Genomic DNA, 17,902 nt, shown 5'->3' on the forward strand with positions numbered 1-17,902 from the left:
GCTGGCAAGCGAAAGGATCGGCGTTTGACCTTGCAGGCTGCCCCTCGTGGACTCCGCTCGTGGCAACTGGGTGCCCGTGAGGCCATCCCCTTGCTCGGGGGCTATATACCCGTTGCGATTTCTTTTGGCCTGATCGCCGTACAAGCCGGCTTCACGGGCTGGGAAGCGGTGCTCATCTCCACCCTTGTGTACGCCGGTGCCTCGCAGTTTCTGTTTGTGGCGATGGTGGCGGCCGGCGCACCGCTGTGGTTTGTGGTGGTCATGACGTTGCTGATCAACGCCCGCCACGTGGTGTATGGGCCAAATATTGCCCCCTGGCTGAGCAGTAGCCGCTGGTGGCCCTGGTTGATGCACGGGCTGACCGATCAGATTTTTGCCCTGTCCCATGTGCGGTTGCCACAACTTCCGGCACCGGATCGTATGGGTTGGTTTGTCGGAGCATCCCTGGTGGCCTGGTTCAGCTGGATTGGCGGCACCGCGCTGGGTGCCGTGGCCGGCAAGGAACTTACACAGCGCTGGCCGTTGCTGGCCGAGGTGATGCCGTTTGCCCTTCCTGCACTGTTTCTGGTGCTGTTGGCCCCCAAGTTTGCCTCCAGGCTGTGGGCCATCACATTGGGTGCCACCGTCGTGGTCGCGCTCCTGTTTGCCTTTTACGGTATGAAAAATGCCGCCATTCCCATTGCGGCTGTGGCCGGTGCGCTGGTGTATTACGGCTTGAGCATCTTGTCCCGTGACCGGGTGCGCCGGGGAGGGGAGACGAAGGATGGATAGCAAACTCTGGCTGGCGCTGCTGGTGACCGCGGTTGGCACGCTGATGATGCGCGCACTCCCGCTGCTGTGGATGCGGCGCCATCTGGTGCGCAAACAGGCCGCCAACCCGCTCGATGCGATGCCGCCCTGGCTCACGGTACTGGGGCCATTGATGATTGCGGCTATGTTTGGTGTGTCGCTGGTGCCTGCATCCAGTACGCCGGCCGCATGGTTGGCTACGGCAATGGGCGTACTGGTGACCTACGTGGTGTGGAAGCGCACCCAGTCCCTGGGTTGGCCGGTATTCGCCGGCGTGGCCGTGTATGGCGCCGTGATAGTACTGGGCACGGCCACTGCGTCAGGGTGAGGTAGGGGCAGGGTACTCGATGGCCACAATGTAGTAGGTCACCCACTGCTCCATCTGCTGAATTTCAACTTCATCGTCCAGCCGCTTGCCAATCAATGCGCGGGCAACGGGCGAGTCCATGGAGATCAGGCCTTCCTTCACGTTGAACTCGTCGGGGCCGACAATGCGGTACTTCACGATCTTTTCCGCATCGTCTTCCAGGGTCACCCAGGCACCGAAAAATACCTTTTCGCGATCGTCGGGAATGCGATCGACCACGGTGATTTCCTCCAGCCGCTTGGTGAGAAAACGCACCCGGCTGTCAATTTCCCGCAGTCTTTTTTTGCCATAGATGTAGTCCGCGTTTTCGCTGCGGTCCCCGAGCTTGGCAGCGTCGCTCACCGCTTGGGTCACACGGGGGCGCTCTTCTTCCCACAGGAACTTCACTTCCGCGCGCATGCGCGCCGCACCTTCCGGGGTGATGTAGCGCGAGCCTCGGGGGCGCGGCGGTCGCCAGCGGCCCATTATGGCTTGCCCTCAAGGTTATGGATTTTGATGCCGGGGCCGGCTTCGGGCAGGGGGAAGTTGAACACGCGGCTGTAAAATTCCAGCTCTCCCTCCAAAGCCATTTTGATGCTGTCCGCGCTGCGGAATCCGTGGCCTTCCTCGGCGAAGGTGATGTAGGCCACTGGCAGACCGCGTTCTTGTAACGCATTGACCATGGCCTCTGCCTGGTTGGGCGGAACCACTTTGTCTTCCATTCCCTGGAAAAAGATTACCGGGCAGTTGAGCTGCTCAATATGGTTGATCGGCGAGCGCTCCCGATAAACGGGCTCCGCCTGCGGCCATGGGCCGACGAGTTTATCGAGATAGCGCGATTCAAACTTGTGGGTGTCCCGCGCCAGGGTGGTGAGGTCACCAATGCCGTAATGGCTGGCACCTGCCGAGAAGGTACTGTGAAAGGTGAGTGCGGCGAGCACGGTGTAACCTCCGGCGCTGCCCCCCTTGATCAGCAAGCGGGCAGGATCGGCCAGCCCTTGCGCAACGAGATACTCCGCACCGGCGCAGACATCCTCGACATCGATTACCCCCCAGTTGTCCTTCAGCCGGTCCCGGTAGGCACGGCCGTAGCCGGTACTGCCGGAATAGTTGACATCCAGGATGGCGAAACCGCGGCTGGTCCAGTACTGGACCTTGAGGTTGAGGCCAGCAGACGTGGCACCGGTTGGGCCGCCGTGGCCGAACACGATGAGCGGTGGCTTTTCACCTTCCGGCGCTTTGAATCCCGGGTTGTGCGGCGGGTAATAAAAGCCGTGTACCTCGCGTTCGCCCACTTGGAAGGAAACAGGCTGGGCGGCGGAAAACCAGTGGGGATCGACCGGCGTGGCACTGCTGCTGGCGAGCACGGAAAAGGTGTTGTCTTCTCCATCAAACAGCGAAACGCACGGGAAGTCCGTCGCCCCGCTGGCAATAAACAGCGCCCGCTTGCCGTCGCAACGGATGCTTTCAAAATCGCAGCCGGGGTGCGCAAGCGTCTCTGCGCTACCCGTGTTCAGGTCGATCAGCGCCAGGTGCCAGATACCCGCTTGGGAGAAGGTACAGAATATTTTGTCATCACTGAGGAATCCGTAGGTGGACATGCCGAACACCCACTGGGGCGTGGCAAATTCTGCATCGGCCTGCCACAACGGTGCTTCACTCCCGGCGTGATACAGGTTCCACCAGTTATTGCGATCAGAGACATAAAACAGCTGCCCTGCGGGGGACCACTGGGGTTGGAAGATGGATTCGTCATTGCCTCCGGCAGTCCGGCGAGTGGTTTTGATGCTGCCGTGTTCATCCAGGTCTGCGAGCATCAATTCGGTGGCATCCCAGGGCATATTCGGGTGCTGCCATTGCAGAAAGCTGAGTTGCGATCCATCGGGGCTGAGTGCCGGGTTGGAATAGAAGTCGGCACCTTCCACCAGGGTGGTGATGCGGGCGTCCTGCTGTGCGGGCGTGAGGTCGATGGCGATCAGGCGCGCGACAGCTTCGCGGTCAGCATCGCTTTCGTCTTCTTGCACGCAGATCAGTCGGTTACGCAGAGGGTCAACCTGCAGGTCCGCGTAATGGTAGGCGCCTTCCGGGGTGATGGGCTCGGGAGCGCCACCGTCCAGGGGCATACGGTAAATGCGCTGATCGGCGGCGAGGACGAAAAATACCTCCCCACCCGCGACCGTGTATACGCCTCCGCCATATTCGTGGGCTTTGGAGCGGACACTGAGGGGGGCTGGCAGCAGGTCGCGCTTTACCGGCGTGGCGCCCTGCAGTGCACACTCCACCAGTACCGAGCGGCCTTTTTCTGCCGGGCGGGATTCCAGCCAGTAGGCATTGCCGTTGAACAGGCGTGCTTCACTCAGGCGCACGTTTCCGGCGGTGAGCAACTCTGCATTGATCGCCGATGGCCAGCTTCCGTAGGGTGCCTGCTGCTGCGTGTCGCTGCGCGATTGGTGTTCGGTGGACAAACTGTGTGCTCCTATCGTCCGAGTATACCGAGGGCCCGAAAAAATCTTGTGACGAGGCATTGTACGCCGGTGAAACAGTGCGGCAAGTGCCGCAGCCGGCGACAGAAATGCTCCTGCTTGCGGGCGTGCCCGCAACAATGTTGTTAGTGCCTGCTAGTCTTTATGGTAGCTGCGTCATTCGGCGCCAGTCGTGATGCTCATCGGTTATTCACTACGCGCACAAGCCCGTAAGCCGGGCACAGCGGGGAGAGCGATATGCAGGGATTCCTGGACGGTCTGGCCACACTGATTGGTTGGGGGAATGACCTCACCTGGGGTGGGGTTGCCGGTATCTGGTGGTTGGGAATTCTGGTGGCGGGACTGCTGCCGGCGGGGCTGTTCTTCACGGTGCGCACGCGCTTTATACAGTTTCGTGCCTTCGGTCATATGGTGCGGGTGATGGCGCGCAGCTTCCACAAGGAACACGATGATTCGGTCTCCTCGTTTCAGGCGTTTGCCACGAGTGCCGCGGCTCGCGTGGGTACCGGGAATATTGCCGGCGTTGCGGTGGCGATTACCGCCGGCGGCCCCGGCGCGATTTTCTGGATGTGGGTGGTGGCCATGGTCGGTATGGCAACCAGCTTTATTGAAAACACGCTGGCACAGGTGTTCAAGGAGCAGGGTGAGACCGCGGGTACCTTTCGCGGCGGCCCGGCGTACTACATCGACAAGGGCTTGGGGCATCGCTGGAAATGGCTATCGGTGCTGTTTTCCATCTTCCTGATTATTTGCTTTGGCTTCTTCTTCAATGCGGTGCAGGCCAATGCCATGTCCGAGGCCATTCATGCGGCCTGGGGCATAAACCCGCTCATCGTGGGTGTGGTCATTGCGGTGCTCGCTTCACTGATCGTGTTTGGCGGCATCAAGTCCATTGGGCAATTTGCCGGGATCGTGGTGCCGATCATGGCACTGTGTTACATCGCCATCGCGATTGTCGTGATTCTCGTAAACTACGCGCGGATTCCGGAAGTCTTTGCCACCATCCTCGGCAACGCATTCGGCCTGCACGAAGCCGGGGCCGGGGCCTTTGGCGCTGTGGTGGCCAACGGGATCAAGCGCGGCCTGTTTTCCAACGAGGCTGGCATGGGTTCTTCCCCCAACGTCGGTGCGGCGGCGGATGTGAAGCATCCGGTGGTGCAGGGTTATGTGCAGATGGCTTCGGTATTTCTCGACACCATGATGATCTGCAGCGCAACGGCCTCGATTATTTTGCTGAGTAATGTTGAGCTGGGTGGCATGGTCGAGGGGGTCACGCTGACCCAGTCTGCACTGGCCAGCGAGGTGGGGGCCTGGGGTAACAGCTTTATTGCCATTGCACTGATCTTCTTTGCCTTTACCTCCATCATCGCCAATTACTACTACGCGGAAACCAATATCTTCTATCTCTGGCATACCCGTGTGTCGATCGCCTGCTATCGATTCCTGTACATCGTCTTCATTCTGTTTGGGGCCTGGGTGGCGTCTACCGGTAGCGAGGACAACTTCAAGTTGTTGTGGAACATGGCAGATATGTCCATGGGCTTTATGGCCACCGCGAACCTGCTGGCGATTCTGTTGCTGTCCGGGGTGGCAATCAAAGTGTTTGCGGACTATGAGGCACAGCGGGATGCCGGTATCGAGGAGCCGGTGTTTGATGCCAGCAAGTACCATATCCCGGGTATCGAGCGGGATGTCTGGGGCGGGGGACCGCATGTGCCCGGGGAGCATCGCTGAGCCCGGGCGTGTGAGCGCGCACGCGGCGCGGGAATGAGACGTTGTTCCCGCAGCCGCTGTGAAGCCCGTAGACAAACCCGCACGGCGTTCCTGTCTCGCGGATTCCCTGAGAACCAGTGCGCAATCACACGCTCTGGAATCTTTTACTCTCCAAGCCTCGGCGTTTTATGCCGGGGCAGGCCGGTGGGTCTGTAGTGGGGGGTAATGGGGAGCTTCAGGGGCGAATCATGTCGGCTCAGCAAAAATATCAGATTGTATCCGCGGGCAAAGTTTTACGTGCCAGGAATCCGGCCGAGGTGCTGGCGCAAATGTCGAGTGCGTTTTCCATCTCCGCGCAGCAGGCGCGCAAGCTCTTCGTGAAGGGGTGGGTGATCAAGGATGGCCTGTCTTCGGGCCAGGTTGTGCACTACCGCACCCAGCTGCACCAGATCGGTCTGAAAATCGAAGTGCACCCTGCGGGCAAGTTCGACAACCGCGCGATTCTGGCGCGTATGCAGTTTGCCAGAAAGCGCAAGGCTCGCCAGGCGACGGAAGTTACTGCGGAGCCGTCAGCGGAGCGTCCTCAGGCGGCACCTTCAGAAAAGGCCGAACCCGCCCCCTCCAGCACACACACCACTCGCTCCGGTTTACCCAACAAGCATGTGCAAGATACGGCCGGGGGAGGTGGTGAGGCGTCTTCTGCGCGGGCGCAACTGGAGGCGCTGTTCTCCCCGGATGCTGCGCATCGACCGGTGTCCACCGCGCGCAACCTGGGGCTTTTGGTGCCGCTCGTCAGTGCGGCGCTGGTGCCGGCACTGTTTTGTGGTGCGCTGCTGTTACTGCTGGCCGGTTTTGCTTCTGCGCTCTGGTCGATTGGCGCCGCGATTCTGGCGGGTACTTTCGGTCCCGGTGTGGTGCTCGGGGCGCTGCTAAAGCTGATCCTGGTTACGTTGATCGGTGCATTGCTGGTCTACCCCTATTTTTCCAATACCTTCTCGGTATCGCCCGGCGAGGGCAACGGGCTTCGCCTGCGCAAGCAGGAAGCGCCCGGTCTGTTTCTTTTGCTGGAGGTGCTGGAAGCAAAAACCGGGCTCAGTATCGCCGGTGCGGTGGCTGGTCCCAAGACCCTGGCACCTGGCCGCCAGGCATTCGGAACCCCGGTCCAGTTGACTCCGGGCGCTGAAGTGACGGTGATCACGTCGGCCACGGGGCAGCGCACATTATCACTGGGGCTGGGTGCTATTGCCTGCCTGCAGGGGGGCGATTTACTGGCGCTGGTCGCACGTGCCATGTCCTACCACCAGGGGCCGCTGGTACGCGCTGCGGTGTATTGCTCTATCGGCAGCGGGCAAAAACTGCAGTCCCTGCAGGATGCTCTGGAGGGGCAAAACACGCTGTTGAATACCGCCGGCGAGCCTGCCGCGCCTCTAAAGCCAGTGCACAAGCTGCTGGCCGCCTGTGGATTGGCCGCCGTGCCGCTGATCGAGCGCGTGCAGAGCCTGCACCGTGTAGCCAGTGGCGCCCTGGCGCGCCGGCTGGAGGCCCGCGCGGATGCCGTGGCTGCACAGATCACCGGCAGCGACGCCTTTGCCAGCTTCGCCGAGCGCTGGAATCAGCTGGTACACGCCGATCTGGTGAGTGGTGAAATCAATCGCGAAGCCATGTTGACGGGCCGGCGTCTGCTCGACGTGCCGCATGCGGTGCAGTGGCTGTTCCGCAGCCTGGATGAGGACACCCGCAACAGCATTGAAATGGCGATGGGGGAGGATACCGACTACTGGAGCCTCAACGAGCCTGCCGGACATACACGCATCGCCGCGGTCGAGGAGTGGCAGATTTCGTCAGTGCTGCAGCGATCGGACTTTTCACTGCAGAAGCTGTTTGTTGCGTTCGATGCGCTGTGTGTCCAGAGTAGTCGCCTGGGAATGGATGAGCGCTGTCGTGCGGTGGAAAACAGCCAGCTGCTGACAGCCAGCAAGGAGGTAGAGGCCGCCCAGCAGGTTCTGTCTGAGTACTTCAATCGCGCGATTCCCGCAGACTTTTTGCCCTTGCACGGGCCGAGCATTGCCGAACTATCGGAGATGGCACTGCAGGAGACCATTGACTGGCTGCGCAGCCGGCTGATTGACTTGCAGGAGCTGGAGCAGCGCCTTGCCCAACTGCAATTGCGTGGAGCGCGCATTCAACTGGGCGCTGCACTGGTGCGCGCCAATGTGCGCGTGGATCCGCGCAGCTATGACCTTTGCGGCAGTACGCCTTCGGCAGCCGAAGAATCACGCAAGGATAACCGGGCGCGGATCGAGGAGTGTCGTCAGCAGAGGACCCAGATTCACAGCCTGTTTTTCCAGCGCATCCAGCGTGCCATGGCGGCTATGCCGGCGGCGGATCGCAGTGTTGTGGGCGAGGCGCTGCAACAACTGAAGCAATTTGAAACGCTGCGCGAGCCCCTGGCGAGCCTGAGTAGCTCCGGGGACCTGTTGGGCGAGCTGATTGAGCAAATCCCAACCACAGAATTTCCGGAAGCGCTGGTGCAGAAGTACACCCAGCTGGCGGTGCAACAGATTCGCCAGGTGCATCAGCGGCTGGCAGAGCAGTCTGGGCTCGTGCCGCAGGCTCTGCTGGACAAACTGGAGGCCTACGGGGCGGGAGAGACCGGGATACCGGTATCGCAGCGCGGCAATGACCTTGCCGGGGCAGTTCAGGGCATGGAGCTGCGCTGCAAAAGCGCTGCGGCGGTTGTCGTTGAGGCGTATCACACCGTGCTGGCGAACGTGTTGGGTTTGTGCCTGAAGGAAGAGGGCCGGCAGAAAGTGAAGCCGCTGCGTCTTGTCGGTGCGCTCTGAACTCGCTGCCGGGTGAGCGGGGCGCGCGAAGGTGATCGCTTCAAGGTGATCGCCTGTTGATGCCTGCCGGCCGCGATTTTTAACCGGCCGGGTTCAGCCTCCAGCCAGTTTTACCTTGTACTGCTTGGCTTCCAGAAGCGCCTTGATTTCCTCTCTTTTATCGCCCTGAATTTCAATCACCCCATCTTTCAGGGCGCCGCCACATCCGCAGCGCTTTTTCAATTCCGCGAGTAGAAGCTTCAACTCGCTCTCCGTGCCGTCGATCCCGCGGACACAGGTTACGCCCTTGCCCTTGCGCCCCTTGGTTTCCCGCTGGATACGGACAATACCGTCACCCTGATGGCGTTTTTCCGCCGCGGGGGTTTCCTTGATGCGACCGCGGTCGGTGGAATATACGAGTCTGTTCTTGTCGCTCATACAGATACTTGCGTGTATTGGTAATGGGTGAAGTGTGTGTGCCGCGCAAGGATAGCGGAAGCCAATGGTGAAGATAAAGGGCGATACCCGTGGTTTTGCAGGGGTCACTCCGGAGTTGAAGGTTATCCGGTATTGTCGGCTAGAATAGCGTGATTGACTGACGACACCCTCAAACAAGGATAGGACGGAATGCCCCTCACCGGTGCCCGCAAGTGGCTGAACGAAGTAATCTTTGGCACAGACACCCCTGCGGGAAAATATTTTGATGTAGTCCTGATCTCGACCATCCTGCTCAGCGTGGGGCTGGTTTTGCTGGCGTCGGTCGAGAGCTGGTGGGTGCGCTATGGAGATATCTTCTTCGCACTGGAGTGGTTTTTTACCGCTTTGTTTACGGTGGAGTATCTGGCACGTATTTACTGCGCGCGCGACCGCCGCTCATACGTATTCAGCTTTTACGGAGTGGTGGACTTCCTGGCAATTCTGCCCAGCTACCTGGCCCTGATCTTTACCGGTGCCACCTACCTGATGGTGATCCGCCTGCTGCGGGTATTGCGGATATTCCGGGTGCTCAAACTGGTGCGCTACCTGAGCGATGCCAACCTGCTGGTTCGCTCCCTGTGGCAGGCGCGGCGGCGTATTCTGGTGTTCTATTCCAGCGTGCTGGTGATTTGCATCATTTTCGGCAGCATCATGTTTATCGTGGAAGGGCCCAAGCACGGGTTTACCAGCATTCCTACCAGTATCTACTGGACAATCGTCACCATCACCACCGTGGGCTTCGGCGATATCACACCGCATACGCCCCTGGGCCAGGCGATTGCCTCAATGACCATGTTGATCGGTTACTCGATCATCGCGGTGCCCACCGGGATTGTGACCGCCGAGCTGGCCCACGAGCTCGGCCGCGAAAAGCAGTTGGCACGTTGCCACAACTGCGGGCGGGCCGGGCATGATGCCAATGCCGAGTACTGCAAGCACTGTGGTTACAAGCTGGAAGACTTCGAACCCGTCACCGAAGAGTGACCCCGTCAGCCTTAACAGCACGGTAGCCAATCGGCTATCCTTGCGCCCCGTTTCAACCCTCCGCCCTCCGCGGAGGGGCTCTCCGACTAAAGCCACAACTACCGGTAGCCAACCTCGATGGATATTCAGGGATATTGCGCCCCGGGCTTTGAAGCCCTTTACGATGCCTTTGCCACCAATTTTCGCGACCACGGGGATGTCGGGGCGTCGTTCAGTGCGGTGCATCAGGGGGAAGAGGTGGCCTCGCTGTGGGCGGGGCATGCAGACCGTCACGGCACGCGCGCCTTCGAGGAAGACACGCTTGCCAATGTGTTCTCCTGTTCCAAGGGGATTCTCGCGGTGCTGGCGCTGCAGCAGGTAGCGGCCGGCAACCTGGACCTGGACCTGCCGGTGGCGCATTACTGGCCGGAGTTTGCCGAGGCCGGTAAATCGACAATCACCGGGCGGCAATTGCTGTGTCATCGCTCCGGTGTCATTGCCTTCCGCGAACGGGTGCCAGATGACCTGATCTATGATTGGCCAAGAGCGCTGGCGCAGGTTGCGGCTACTGCCCCCTGGTGGCCGCCGGGCTCCCAGCAAGGGTACGCACCGTTTCTTTACGGTTGGACCCTGGGTGGGCTGATTGAAAAAGCCAGCGGACAGCCTTTGATGTCGCTCTATCGCAGTGGCATCGCTGATCCTCTCGAACTGGATGGCGGCTTTGGCGCGGTGGGGCACCGCTCTACGGCGATCGCCGATGTCGGGCCGCTAAAGAAGCCGCTGCCAGAATTGCGCGACAACGCTATTGGTCGCTCAATCAAAGAAGACCGGCAGGGGCCGGTGGCCACCGCGTTTACCAACCCGGTTTCCCTGATGATGGGCACCAATGGTGATCCGTGGCGCAATGCGGTGATCCCTGCGGCCAATGGTCACTTCAGTGCGCGGGATCTGGCGGCGGTTTACGGCGACCTCGCCAGCGACGCACCGCGCCTGCTGCCCGCCGCACTGTTGCACGAAGCAACCACAGAGCAAAGCCGTGGCCAGGACGCCATACTGCAGGCGGAAGTGGCCTTCGGTTGCGGGTTTTTGAAGTCTTCGTCGGCACAGGATCTGCACTTCGGCAGCACCGCGGGCTTTGGTCATCCGGGTGCGGGTGGCAGCGTCGGCTTCGCCGATCCGGAGGCAGAAGTGGGGTTTGGCTACGTCACCTCCCGCATGGGGCAGAGCCTGTTTATGGATCAGCGCGCGGTGGGCTTGAAGAATTGCCTGTACCGTCTGTTGTAAGTGGTGGAGACAAATATGAGTACAGATAATCAGCAGCCGCTCGCAGAGCGTATCGATGAGCTGGAAACCCGGCTGGCGTTTCAGGAAGATACGCTGGCGCAGTTGAACGATGTGATTACCGTCCAGGACGCGCAAATTCGCGCCCTGGTGGCCAGGGTCAAGGAGATGACAGAAAAGTATCAGGACCTGTCTTTTGAGGTGCAAAAAGGAATGAAGCCTGACGAGGAAAAACCGCCACATTATTGATTGTCATCGAGCGGCTCCGGGTTCCGTTATGGGCCTGATCCGCGCTGCGCGTTTTTCTACCTCAATTTCTGGAAATTTCTGAATTTTCGGTTTCTCACCCCCGGCAACCTCTTGACAAGTTTTTTTCCACATGCGAGTGGCCGGGCTGTGGGTATCGCGATGCCAACTACTACCTGGTACTGCAAACACCGAAACCTCCGTAAGTTTTTGATTTTATTGGGTAAAAATATATGGGCCAAAAAGTGCCCAAATCGCTGAGGGCCAGGGGTTGTGCGGCTTGAGGTGGCCTTTAACAGTTTCATGCACAAAGTTATCCACAGAACTTGTGGAAGAGTGAATTACACGCAGGCACACGAGTGAAAGCTTGAAAGGCGGGGATCGCCGGTTGATGGCACGCTGGTGCATGGTCGAGGGTTGATGGTTTAAGTGCGCAGGGCGTGCTGTCAGCATGTCGGCCTGAATACGGTTTGCCGTTTGAGAGTTTTTTTCCCGGTGTCGTCACTGGCGGTCATCTCTGCACAGAAAATCGACGCTAAATGTCGTTAGCGTCAATTTTGGGAAATCGGCGGTAGACCTGTAGTGACTTTGCGCATAGTCTTCGTGGCCATGACGCCTGTGGTTCAGCTTGCAGTCAGCTGCTGAGAGCGATACTGCACGGGTTCGTCGATTTTCACTCGTGATGATTAAAAGCGTTAGGAGAAGCGTAAATGAAAAAATGGGTAGCAATTCTTGCCCTCGGTTCACTGGTTGGTTGTACCACCCTGGATCCTTACACCCAGGAAAGCAAAACCAGCAACGCGGCCAAAGGTGCCGGTGCAGGTGCTGTCGCTGGTGCGATCATCGGTGCTGCCACTGCGAGCAAGAATGACCGCAAAAAGGGCGTGATTACCGGTGCACTGGGTGGCGCGGCCATCGGCGGCGGTGTTGGCTACTACATGGACCGCCAGGAAATGGCGCTGCGCCAGCGTCTGGAAGGCTCGGGCGTGCGTGTGCAGCGTGAAGGTGACAATATTCGCCTGATCATGCCGGGCAACATTACCTTTGCGACCAACCGCTTTGAGATTCGCAGCGATTTCTACGACACCCTGGACTCTGTTGTCCTGGTACTGAAGGAATTCGATAAAACGGCGATTCGTGTCAGTGGCCATACCGACAGCACGGGCTCGGATGTTACCAACCAGACCCTGAGTGAGCGCCGCGCGGAATCCGTTGCCGGTTTCTTCACCACTCGTGGCGTGGCTGCCGGTCGCGTGCAGGCGGTGGGTTACGGTGAGCGTTATCCGATCGCGAGCAACGACTCCGACGCGGGGCGTCAGGCCAACCGTCGCGTAGAGCTGGAATTACTTCCGCTCCAGTAGCAAGATAAGAGGGCGCTTCGGCGCCCTTTTTTGTTGCCGATAATAATGATGACAGGTACAGAGATATGGCAGGGATGTCTGCTCAAGCACCAACGGCCCGGGATACTGGGTTTGTCCAAAAGGTTGTCGTTCTTTTTACACTACTTTGTTTGCCCGCCTTGGCGGCCCATGGCGCAGAGGAGCCGATGGCCGCGGTACCCATTCCTCCCCACAGTCCTGTGCACAGCCCTCCCCACAGCCTGGACAAGGCAACCCATCAGCGTATTCAGCGTGCAGAACTTGTCGCCAGGGTAAAGATTTCCAGTGTGCACCGGTTAATCGATAGTGCGTTGTCCGAACCGGGCATGTCCGCAATTCTCGGATACGTATACACCGGCGTTGCGGAAAATGTCTGGAAGGGTAAGCCCGGTGGTTTGGTGGCGTTCCGGTTGAACCTGAAAGACTGCGAGCAAAAACTGAAGCGGGGTGCCCAGTACCTGATTTTTGCCGAGTCCGACGCTCTGGGCCGCTTGCAGCTGGCGGATTGTGATGCCGCCATTGAAGAGGCCGATGCGAGCACCCTGCTGGCGCAACTTGACCAGTTCTACCAGGGGTAAGCGGCCAGCACCGATCCGCGGTCACGGCGTGATGGTGGACCAGTTTTCGGCGCGCGTATGTCCCTTTAGATGCTGCCCTAATATATGTGTGCGTTTTTATAATCAATAAGCCTTGAAAGCTGGAACATTGTTCCTTGAAGTGTGCGGATTGGGGATTATTCTTATCAGTATTGGCGCCGTCTTCTTCCGTTGATTGTGGGCTTGCGAGCCAGGTGATGGGGCCAACCGGTTACGACAGAACCAACGAATGGCTGGGCCGGGCATGTGGAGTGCCAAAGTATTTTACAGCCAGGCAACCAGTTGCTCTGATCGTTCTGAATTCTCTAACGTTGACCAGGGGTCATTAGGTTTATGACGAAGCTACTACTGCCACTGATTATTTTGCTGTTGATCATCGGTTATTTCATGGCGCAGCGCTCGGACGACTCCGTGGGCGATGCCTACGACAAGATGGAGACACCGCCGGCGGAAAGCACCACGCCACCGGATATGGACTCCGACCCGACGATGCCGCAAGAGAGTGATGATGTTGCGCCCACCACGGACGATCCGCAGTCCTCGGGCCGCACTCTCCTGGATGATACCGAGGAGGCCGCCCGTGACGCGGGCGAAGCGATAAAGGACACTGCAGAAGATGCAGGTGATGCTATCAAAGATGCCGCAGAAGACGCGGGTGATGCGCTGAAGGACGCCGGTGAGGCGACCAAAGACGCGGCAGACGATGCCATGGATAAACTCCGTGGCGAGGACGAAAAAAAGGAAGGCGAGCCGCAATAACGGCTGGCTGAGTGTCTTTGGCACTACTGTGAGAAAGGCTGCGACTGGTTCGCGGCCTTTTTCTTTTCTACGCTATATAGGTAGTTACGGAATTGTGTCAGGCCATGATCGAGCACTGTTGGCATCACGACCACGATATTCTGGAAATCCGCCCTGTGGCAGAGCTCCGGCCAGCGGAGTTCCGTGCATTGGCGGCACAGGTTGACCCGGTTATCTGTGAGCACGGCTACTTGCAGGGGTTGTTGATTGACGCCCGCCACTATCGCGGCTGGCAGAATTTCGCCGCACAGGTGCCAAACTGTGTGTTTACCCGCAATCAGCATCGCCATTTCCACCGCATAGCGGTGCTTTCCGACAATGCATTACTGGGCTTTATGCCCCAGTTGCTGAATCACTTTGTTGCGGCCGAGGTGCGCCCGTTTCCTCTCGATGAGGAGGACGCGGCACTGGAATGGTTGCGCTATCCCGGTTAAATTCCCTCGCTTTACGCGACGGATAATCCTTGAACATGCCTTCCACCCAGCAGCTCGCGGTGACCGCGGCGGCATCCGAATTCTGTGTGTCAGCGGAAGCTCTGGCGGAGCGTCTGGCATTGCCGTGCCTCGGTGAAGCCCAGGAAAAATTGATCGACCGTGATGCCGTGCCCTTCGTCCTGAAGTGCGGCGAACGCTTGCAGCTGTGTGCCACCGGGCGCAAGGCGCCGGGCTCTGTGGAAGTGGACTTTGTCACCGGTGCCGTGGCGCATCGGCGCAAGTTTGGCGGCGGCAAGGGGCAGCAGATTGCCAAGGCCGTGGGCGTGCGCAGCGGTTTTTATCCGCAGGTGCTCGATGCCACCGCAGGCCTGGGGCGGGATGCGTTCGTGCTGGCCTCATTGGGCTGTGCAGTGCGTATGCTGGAGCGAAACCCGGTGGTGTATGCCTTGCTGGAAGATGGTGTCAAACGGCTGCGGGAGGCTGCGCTCAGTGATCGGGAACTGGCCGCCATTGCCGCGCGCCTGCACCTGGAGCCGGCGGTGACCAGTGCTGCGGGCTGGCTGGCGGAGCAGGGCGCAGAGTCCATTCCGGTGATTTATCTGGACCCAATGTTTCCCAGCCGCGACAAAAGCGCGAAAGTGAAAAAAGAGATGGTGGCGTTTCACCAGATAGTGGGCAGCGACGAAGATGCGGACAGCCTGCTGCCGCCTGCACTGGAAGCATGCTACTACCGAACCGTGGTCAAGCGCCCGCGGCTGGCGCCCCATTTGAACGGGGTAAAGCCGAGCCTGTGCTTCGAAGGTAAATCGGGTCGATTTGATGTGTACACCCGGCACGGGGTACCGGGATGATTGTGTGCGGCCTTCCTGAACGGTGGCCGTTCAGCAGTTCACTGCGTTAACCGCCAGCCCGCCGAGCGAGGTTTCCTTGTATTTGCTCTGCATGTCGATGCCGGTCTGGCGCATGGTCTCAATCACGCTGTCGAGAGGCACGATATGCGCGCCAGTGCCGCGCAGGGCCAGGCGTGCGGCATTGATGGCTTTTACGGCACCCATGGTATTGCGCTCGATACAGGGCACCTGTACCAGGCCGCCGATGGGATCGCAGGTCAGCCCCAGGTTGTGCTCCATGCCGATTTCTGCGGCATTCTCGATCTGCTGATTGGTGCCACCCTGAACCGCAGCCAGCCCCGCGGATGCCATAGAGCAGGCCACGCCAATTTCGCCCTGGCAGCCCACTTCGGCGGCGGAAATGGATGCGTTTTTCTTGAACAGCATGCCGATCGCGCCCGCGGTGAGCATGAATTCCACCACCTGGTCTTTCAGGTCTCCGTGCTCCACCGGGTCGTGGACGAAGTGCACGTAATACGCAATGGTAGCTGGAATCACGCCAGCGGCACCATTGGTGGGGGCGGTAACAATCCGGCCGCGGGCCGCGTTTTCCTCATTCACTGCCAACGCAAACAGGCTCACCCAGTCGAGAATTGACAGCCCCTTGCGGCGCTCTTCATCGCTTTGTTTGGAGAGTTCCCGGTAGTGTTCGTCGGCGCGTCGACGCACACCGAGTCCACCTGGCAGCACACCACTCTGGTGACAGCCTCGCTGGATGGAGGCATCCATGACTTCCCAGATGTGCCACAGGGCATCTTTTACTTCCTGCTCACTGCGAAAGGCTTTTTCGTTTTCCATCGCCAGCTCGGCAATGGTCCAGCCGTGACGTTCGCACAGTGCCATGAGTTCTTCTGCGGAGCTGAAGTCATAAGGGAGCAGGGTGGCGATCTGCTCGCGATGGCGGAAGTCTTCCTCGGACAATACGAAGCCGCCGCCGATAGAGAAGTAGCTGCGTTCAAACAGGCAGTCATCACCCGCGAACGCCTTGCAGGTCATGCCGTTGGAGTGCTGGGGTAAAAACTCTTCTTTGTGGAACAGCAGGTCCCGCGCGCGCTCGAAGTGAATGGCGCGCAGACCGTTGAGGATGAGTTGCTGGTGTTTCTCGATACCTGCCAGCCGCCCGTCGATGGCGTCGACATCAATACTGTCGGGGGCTTCACCTTCGAGCCCCATCAGAACGGCCATGTCGGTACCGTGGCCGATACCGGTGAGCGCCAGCGAGCCGTACAGGTGCACTTCCACTCGCTCGGTCTTGCTCAGTAGCCCCTGTTGCTCCAGGTCGCAGACAAACTGGCGTGCAGCAACCATGGGGCCCACGGTGTGCGAGCTGGATGGGCCTACGCCGATTTTGAACAGTTCGAAAACGCTGATGCTCATGGGGTTCCTGAGGCTATCTCGTCATAGGTACCGGCGGCGCAACATCGCCTGCCGATCATGCGGTTAAGTGTAGTTAGGGTGCCTGATGATCCCTGTGGGATCTGCAGGGCAAACGGCGGCATACACATTCGCTGAATGGGTTTTTACACGCAATACAGGTGACTGAAATCGAGAGGAAATTTGGCGATTGCCGCGCGCCATGCGACAAACCACTGGTTTGCCCCGGCCCAACGTGGGAAAAATTGGGAATCCGGGGGTGCTATCGGTCGCGAAAGCTCTCAGTGGCGATGTGCGGGTAGCCGGGCGGGTAAACCGGGTTCAGGGCGCTGTGGCGGTCAGGGTGGCACGGAGTGGCGCGGGGTGCCCCTCGATGGTCTTGTGCGGGTTGTCCGGATCCAGGAAGTCGGCCAGGGATTCAAACGTCATCCAGTCGGTGCTGCGTTGTTCTTCCACGGTGGTGCGATCGATATCGACGGTTTTTACGTCCGTAAAACCGGTTTTGCGCAGCCAGCCTTCCAGTGTCGCGGTGCTGGGGAAGAACCACACATTGCGCATTTTTGCGTAGCGCCCTTCGGGTACCAGGCACTCCCCAGGGCCGCCATGGATAACCAGGGTCTCCAGCAGCAGCTGGCCGCCCGGGCGCAGGGTTTCCCGGAGTTCGCGCAGGTGATCCAGCGGCGAGCGCCGGTGGTACAGCACCCCCATGGAAAGCGTGGTGTCGAAGGCTCGCAGGCTTTCTGGCAGCGCTTCGATACCCAGCGGCAGCACATCGACGGGCCGGTTAAGGCCCAGATACTTTTTCAGCGCGTAAAACTGCGCAACAAACTTTGCCGAAGGATCGATACCGATCACGCGCCGCGCGCCGGCGCCATACTGCCGCCAGCAGTGGTAGCCACTGCCGCAGCCTACATCCAGCACCAGTCGGTTGTTCAGGTCGTCCAGGTGGGGGGCAACCCGGTCCCATTTCCAGTCAGAGCGCCACTCGGTGTCGATGAATGTATCGAATACGGTCCATGGCCCCTTGCGCCAGGGGTGAAGTTTGCGCAGCTGGTTTTCCAGCAGTGCGCTTTGCGCGTCGGTGATATCTTCGGCGCAGCCGATACGCACCCCGGTGCCAGTCTCGATGGAGGAGGGCGTGATGTCGGGCAGTGCCGCCAGAGCGGCTTCCCATTCTGGTAAATCGCCCCAGCGCGCGGGGCTAAGCCCATCGGCGATTTGCTGGGGGAGTGTGGCGAGCCAGCCGCGCAGCTCCGGGATATGCTGCAGGCCTGTGTAGAGCGGGGTGTAATCAATCATCGTGGTTGCCGC

The 17,902-nt window shown here is 59.7% G+C and carries 17 protein-coding genes; 12 read left to right on the top strand and 5 right to left on the bottom strand.

Annotated features, from left to right (window positions below; all coding sequences use genetic code 11):
- Positions 1–24 precede the first annotated feature (24 nt).
- Both JF535_RS10970 and JF535_RS10975 read left to right on the top strand, forming a co-directional pair.
- The gene (locus JF535_RS10970; RefSeq protein WP_242523797.1) at positions 25–771 is read left to right on the top strand and encodes an AzlC family ABC transporter permease; all 747 of its coding nucleotides are present in this window, start codon (positions 25–27) and stop codon (positions 769–771) included.
- Complete coding sequence (locus tag JF535_RS10975) at positions 764–1,117, top strand: AzlD domain-containing protein (protein ID WP_207002023.1); 354 nt, start codon at positions 764–766, stop codon at positions 1,115–1,117. The genes JF535_RS10970 and JF535_RS10975 overlap by 8 nt, the downstream gene beginning before the upstream one ends.
- On the opposite strand, the gene greB is transcribed toward JF535_RS10975, so the two are convergent.
- Both greB and JF535_RS10985 read right to left on the bottom strand, forming a co-directional pair.
- Entirely contained in the window at positions 1,109–1,621 is a 513-nt protein-coding gene (gene greB / locus JF535_RS10980; RefSeq protein ID WP_207002025.1) for a transcription elongation factor GreB, read from the bottom strand. The two genes, JF535_RS10975 and greB, sit on opposite strands and share 9 nt — an antisense overlap.
- Positions 1,621–3,600, bottom strand: a complete 1,980-nt coding sequence (locus JF535_RS10985) for a S9 family peptidase (protein WP_242523798.1) — start codon at positions 3,598–3,600, stop codon at positions 1,621–1,623. Before JF535_RS10985 ends, greB begins: the two co-directional genes overlap by 1 nt.
- A gap of 255 nt (positions 3,601–3,855) precedes the next feature.
- Here JF535_RS10985 and JF535_RS10990 point away from each other — a divergent pair, with 255 nt between their 5' ends.
- Positions 3,856–5,352, top strand: coding sequence for an alanine/glycine:cation symporter family protein (locus JF535_RS10990; RefSeq protein WP_207002028.1), 1,497 nt, complete (start codon positions 3,856–3,858; stop codon positions 5,350–5,352).
- Between the two features lie 227 nt (positions 5,353–5,579).
- On the top strand, positions 5,580–8,174 hold the full coding sequence (locus JF535_RS10995; protein ID WP_207002029.1) for a hypothetical protein: 2,595 nt from the start codon (positions 5,580–5,582) through the stop codon (positions 8,172–8,174).
- A gap of 93 nt (positions 8,175–8,267) precedes the next feature.
- Here JF535_RS10995 and yciH read toward each other — a convergent pair whose 3' ends face one another.
- Entirely contained in the window at positions 8,268–8,591 is a 324-nt protein-coding gene (gene yciH, locus JF535_RS11000) for a stress response translation initiation inhibitor YciH (protein WP_207002031.1), read from the bottom strand.
- Between the two features lie 189 nt (positions 8,592–8,780).
- Between yciH and JF535_RS11005 the strand changes: the two genes are divergently transcribed.
- From JF535_RS11005 to JF535_RS11040, 8 genes are all read left to right on the top strand, one after another.
- Positions 8,781–9,614, top strand: a complete 834-nt coding sequence (locus JF535_RS11005; protein WP_207002033.1) for an ion transporter — start codon at positions 8,781–8,783, stop codon at positions 9,612–9,614.
- A gap of 117 nt (positions 9,615–9,731) precedes the next feature.
- Positions 9,732–10,877 carry a serine hydrolase domain-containing protein gene (locus JF535_RS11010; protein ID WP_207002035.1) on the top strand — a complete coding sequence of 382 codons (1,146 nt, stop codon included), beginning with the start codon at positions 9,732–9,734 and terminating at the stop codon, positions 10,875–10,877.
- 15 nt (positions 10,878–10,892) lie between these two features.
- Entirely contained in the window at positions 10,893–11,123 is a 231-nt protein-coding gene (locus JF535_RS11015; RefSeq protein ID WP_207002037.1) for a SlyX family protein, read from the top strand.
- Between the two features lie 707 nt (positions 11,124–11,830).
- A complete protein-coding gene (locus tag JF535_RS11020) occupies positions 11,831–12,481 on the top strand; it encodes a YiaD family glycine zipper/OmpA-like lipoprotein (RefSeq protein ID WP_066964819.1) in 651 nt (216 codons plus the stop codon).
- Between the two features lie 185 nt (positions 12,482–12,666).
- Entirely contained in the window at positions 12,667–13,077 is a 411-nt protein-coding gene (locus JF535_RS11025) for a hypothetical protein (protein WP_207002038.1), read from the top strand.
- A 351-nt stretch (positions 13,078–13,428) separates the two neighbouring features.
- The gene (locus tag JF535_RS11030) at positions 13,429–13,854 is read left to right on the top strand and encodes a hypothetical protein (protein WP_207002040.1); all 426 of its coding nucleotides are present in this window, start codon (positions 13,429–13,431) and stop codon (positions 13,852–13,854) included.
- A 104-nt stretch (positions 13,855–13,958) separates the two neighbouring features.
- Complete coding sequence (locus JF535_RS11035; RefSeq protein ID WP_207002042.1) at positions 13,959–14,327, top strand: SpoIIAA family protein; 369 nt, start codon at positions 13,959–13,961, stop codon at positions 14,325–14,327.
- A 35-nt stretch (positions 14,328–14,362) separates the two neighbouring features.
- Positions 14,363–15,178 carry a class I SAM-dependent methyltransferase gene (locus JF535_RS11040; protein WP_207003744.1) on the top strand — a complete coding sequence of 272 codons (816 nt, stop codon included), beginning with the start codon at positions 14,363–14,365 and terminating at the stop codon, positions 15,176–15,178.
- Positions 15,179–15,208: 30 nt separating this feature from the next.
- On the opposite strand, the gene JF535_RS11045 is transcribed toward JF535_RS11040, so the two are convergent.
- Both JF535_RS11045 and cmoB read right to left on the bottom strand, forming a co-directional pair.
- The gene (locus tag JF535_RS11045) at positions 15,209–16,594 is read right to left on the bottom strand and encodes an L-serine ammonia-lyase (RefSeq protein ID WP_207002045.1); all 1,386 of its coding nucleotides are present in this window, start codon (positions 16,592–16,594) and stop codon (positions 15,209–15,211) included.
- Positions 16,595–16,912: 318 nt separating this feature from the next.
- The gene (gene cmoB / locus JF535_RS11050; RefSeq protein WP_207002054.1) at positions 16,913–17,890 is read right to left on the bottom strand and encodes a tRNA 5-methoxyuridine(34)/uridine 5-oxyacetic acid(34) synthase CmoB; all 978 of its coding nucleotides are present in this window, start codon (positions 17,888–17,890) and stop codon (positions 16,913–16,915) included.
- Between the last annotated feature and the right edge of the window lie 12 nt (positions 17,891–17,902).

The sequence above is a fragment of the Microbulbifer salipaludis genome, from assembly GCF_017303155.1.
GTDB classification, from domain to species: domain Bacteria; phylum Pseudomonadota; class Gammaproteobacteria; order Pseudomonadales; family Cellvibrionaceae; genus Microbulbifer; species Microbulbifer salipaludis.

Excerpts from the sequence above, each read along its gene's own strand:
- JF535_RS11015 (WP_207002037.1), top strand. The coding sequence starts at position 10,893 with ATGAGTACAGATAATCAGCAGCCGCTCGCAGAGCGTATCGATGAGCTG.
- JF535_RS10975 (WP_207002023.1), top strand. The coding sequence starts at position 764 with ATGGATAGCAAACTCTGGCTGGCGCTGCTGGTGACCGCGGTTGGCACG.
- yciH (WP_207002031.1), bottom strand. The coding sequence starts at position 8,591 with ATGAGCGACAAGAACAGACTCGTATATTCCACCGACCGCGGTCGCATC.
- JF535_RS10995 (WP_207002029.1), top strand. The coding sequence starts at position 5,580 with ATGTCGGCTCAGCAAAAATATCAGATTGTATCCGCGGGCAAAGTTTTA.
- JF535_RS11010 (WP_207002035.1), top strand. The coding sequence starts at position 9,732 with ATGGATATTCAGGGATATTGCGCCCCGGGCTTTGAAGCCCTTTACGAT.
- cmoB (WP_207002054.1), bottom strand. The coding sequence starts at position 17,890 with ATGATTGATTACACCCCGCTCTACACAGGCCTGCAGCATATCCCGGAG.
- JF535_RS10990 (WP_207002028.1), top strand. The coding sequence starts at position 3,856 with ATGCAGGGATTCCTGGACGGTCTGGCCACACTGATTGGTTGGGGGAAT.
- JF535_RS11020 (WP_066964819.1), top strand. The coding sequence starts at position 11,831 with ATGAAAAAATGGGTAGCAATTCTTGCCCTCGGTTCACTGGTTGGTTGT.
- JF535_RS11035 (WP_207002042.1), top strand. The coding sequence starts at position 13,959 with ATGATCGAGCACTGTTGGCATCACGACCACGATATTCTGGAAATCCGC.
- JF535_RS11030 (WP_207002040.1), top strand. The coding sequence starts at position 13,429 with ATGACGAAGCTACTACTGCCACTGATTATTTTGCTGTTGATCATCGGT.
- greB (WP_207002025.1), bottom strand. The coding sequence starts at position 1,621 with ATGGGCCGCTGGCGACCGCCGCGCCCCCGAGGCTCGCGCTACATCACC.
- JF535_RS11040 (WP_207003744.1), top strand. The coding sequence starts at position 14,363 with ATGCCTTCCACCCAGCAGCTCGCGGTGACCGCGGCGGCATCCGAATTC.
- JF535_RS11005 (WP_207002033.1), top strand. The coding sequence starts at position 8,781 with ATGCCCCTCACCGGTGCCCGCAAGTGGCTGAACGAAGTAATCTTTGGC.
- JF535_RS11045 (WP_207002045.1), bottom strand. The coding sequence starts at position 16,594 with ATGAGCATCAGCGTTTTCGAACTGTTCAAAATCGGCGTAGGCCCATCC.
- JF535_RS11025 (WP_207002038.1), top strand. The coding sequence starts at position 12,667 with ATGGCCGCGGTACCCATTCCTCCCCACAGTCCTGTGCACAGCCCTCCC.